The sequence below is a fragment of the Desulfonatronospira sp. genome (assembly GCA_003563255.1).
Lineage (GTDB): Bacteria > Desulfobacterota > Desulfovibrionia > Desulfovibrionales > Desulfonatronovibrionaceae > Desulfonatronospira.
The window spans coordinates 1-3,144 of sequence record PWSL01000282.1; the positions used below are offsets into that span (position 1 = coordinate 1).

The 3,144-nt window shown below is 55.1% G+C and carries 2 protein-coding genes; both read left to right on the forward strand.

Annotation, left to right across the window (positions count from 1 at the left end; all coding sequences use genetic code 11):
* Positions 1–16 precede the first annotated feature (16 nt).
* Positions 17–124, forward strand: a complete 108-nt coding sequence (locus QZP87_RS08260; RefSeq protein WP_291322447.1) for a sugar transferase — start codon at positions 17–19, stop codon at positions 122–124.
* A gap of 399 nt (positions 125–523) precedes the next feature.
* Positions 524–2,935 (forward strand): tetratricopeptide repeat protein, encoded by a 2,412-nt coding sequence (locus tag QZP87_RS08265; protein WP_291322446.1) that lies wholly within the window; start codon positions 524–526, stop codon positions 2,933–2,935.
* Positions 2,936–3,144 lie beyond the last annotated feature (209 nt).

The window sequence follows — 3,144 nt, forward strand, 5'->3', positions numbered from 1 at the left end:
CACCGACTTCAACGAAGTGGTCAGGCTGGACCTCAAATATATCGATCACTGGAGTTTCCTGGTGGACATCAAAATCCTTTTCCAGACCGTCTGGGTGGTTCTACGCCGCAAAGGAGCTATTTGACAGTGCTTTGGTGCGTCTGTGGTCAGTGCATCGGTTGAGGGACATAAAGGCATATAATTATGCCCAAATGCAAACGGGGAAGCTGGTATGTTAGCTAAGTCCGCCAAAGAATTAGATTTACTATGAAACCCTGTCACAAAAAACAAGAATCTTAGACAGGATTAACAGGATTGATTACCTTTTGGCCTGGCTTCCGGCCAGGACAAAAATGTTTTTCTCTTCATCAATCTCTTAATCCTGTTAATCCTGTCAAAAAACTCTTTTCTTCATTGGGTAGCGGGCATGGTCCGCTTTAGACTGATAAACCTTATTCAATCATATCGCCCAAATTCGTAAAGTCGCACCGTCTACTGATGCACCAAAACAGACACACAGACGCACTGAAAAAGGAATCCCAATATGAATCATCAAAAACCACTACTGCCCTTAACCACCCTACTGCTCTTAACCACCCTACTGCTCGCCCTGTCCCTCCTGGGCTGTTCAGACACCGAAGAACGCAAACACGCCTTCTATGAAAAAGGACAGGAGCACTACCAGGCCGGCAGGTACGCCGAAGCCACCCTGGAGCTCAGAAACGCCGTACGCCTGGACCAGGATTTCGCTCCGGCCCACCTGCTGCTGGCCAAGAGCTTTTTCGGCCAGGAGAACTGGCAGAGAGCCTATGCCCATTTTTCAAGGGCCATAGAGCTGGACCCGGATCTGCATGAAGCCAGACTGTTCCTGGGCAGGCTGCTGCTTATGGGTGGTGAGCCCGTTGAGGCCGAAGACATGGCCAGGCAGGTCCTGGCTCATGACCCGGACGATGTCGATGCCAGGCTGGTGCTGGGCATGTCTTTGCTGCGCCAGGGTTTATACAGCCAGGCTGCAACCGCCCTGGAAAAGGCTGTTTCCCTGCAGCCGGACCGCGAAGAAGCCTACATGCTGCTGTCCAGGCTGTTTCAGGTTCAGGATGAGCACCACCGGGCCTTGAGCATCCTGGACCAGGGGCTGGAGCATTTGCCGGCCAGCGGAAACCTTTTAATGGGTAAAGCCGACATCCACCTGGAAATGGAAAATTTTGACCAGGTGTATGGGATCTACGACAAAATGAGGGAACTGGACCCGGATAACCCCCAGATACAGCTTCTCATGGCCCGGCTGCATCATCAACAGGGGAATATCGACCAGGCCGTTGATGAACTGCAACAGATGATCAGCAGCGACCCCGGCCGGGAAAGGCTGTATCTCTACCTGGCCCGGATCCAGTTGGAGGATCAGGACATTCAGTCCGCCGTAAACACCCTGACCAGGGGCATTGAAAACGTCTCTCCTGGCTATGAGATGCGCTTTGCCCTGGCGGATATGTATGTCCGGCAGGACATGCCTGATGAAGCCCAGGATCTTTTGAAGCAGACTGTAGAGTTGGACCCGGAAAGCCCCCAGGCCCTTGAGGCCCGCAAAAACCTGGCCAGGATGTACCTGGATCAGGGAATAATCACCAGGGCCCAGGAACAGCTGGAAGAGGTGCTCGGTCAAAACCCCGGCGATCTTGATGCCCAGTTCCTGCTGGGAGGCATCCAGCTGGAACAGGGCCGGCCCGAAAGGGCCATTGTCAATCTACGCCGGGTAATCCGGGAAGACCCGGACAATCACCAGGCCCACCTGTTCCTGGCCAGGGCCCACTTCATGAATGACGAACATCTTGTGGGGCTGGAGACCCTGCGCCAGGTTCTGAGCCGCAATCCGGGCTTTATTCCGGCCCGCAAGGAAATGGCCAGGCATCATCTGCGCCATGGCGATTATGACAGGGCTGTCCGGGAGTTCACCCGGATCCTGGAGCAGGATGCACAGGACCTGGATGCCAGGCTTATGCTGGGGGAGATCTATGCCATGCAGGGCCAGCAAAACCAGGCAAAAGAGCAGTACCGGAAGCTGTTGGATATGCAGCCCCAGGCAGCGGCCATGGGACATTTAAATCTGGGCAGGCTGGCCGTCTTGGATGGGGATTATGAAACCGCCCATGAGCATTTTGACCAGGCCCTGAACCTGACCCCTGGGGCATACAATGTCGCCGAGGCCAAGATTGCAGCCTATTTTTCCCAGGACACTCCGGAACAGGCCAGGGATTTTGTCCTGTCCCTCATGGATGATTACCCGGACAATGCTTTGCTGCTGGATCTGCTGGGACGGGTACAGCTGAACATGGGGGACACCCGGCAGGCGGAAAAGACTTTCTGGGAGGCCGCCAGGCTCCAGCCGGACTGGCTTGTCCCCTACAACCGCATAGCCGGTATCTATATGCGCACCGGCGAACTGGAAAAAGGCATCGCTTCCTTTGAGCTGGCCTTGCAGGAAAACCCTGACTCCCTGCATACCGCTTTTATCCTGGGCACCCTGTACCATGAATCAGACAGGGCCGGACAGGCTGAAAGCATGTACAAAAAGATCCTGGAGCAGAACCCTGACTTTCTCCCTGCAGCCAACAACCTGGCCTATCTCTACGCCCAGAAGACCCAGGACCCGCAACTGCTGCAAAAGGCCCTGGACCTGGCAACCAGAGCGGCCGCCTCTGAAGAGCCCCAGGCCCTGGATACCCTGGGCTGGGTGCATTATAAAATGGGCAACCACTCCCTGGCCCTGGAAAACCTGCACCAGGCCTGGGAAAAAAGTCCCAACAACCCGGACATCGCCTACAACCTGGCCTATGTCCTCAAAGAAACCAATGAACGGGACAGGGCCAGGGATATCCTGGACCAGCTGCTCCAGGTCCACGACCCCGACACCCTGAACCAGGACCTCCTGGACCTGCACCGGGAACTGGAGCAGTAACCCTCTTCATTAAAAATTGGTTCTTCCGGTTTAAGCGTACCTGCATGTAAAGAAAAGAATATCTCACACCCGGCCTGAAGCAGGCCTTGAGCCGCAGAGCCCGCAGAGAGAAGAGCAGGAGGAAGAGGTATCAGTATTCTTATCCACCGATCCGGTGTATATGGATTACATGCTCCCCGCCCGGGGCGGAGAACCTTTTTCATTGCCCC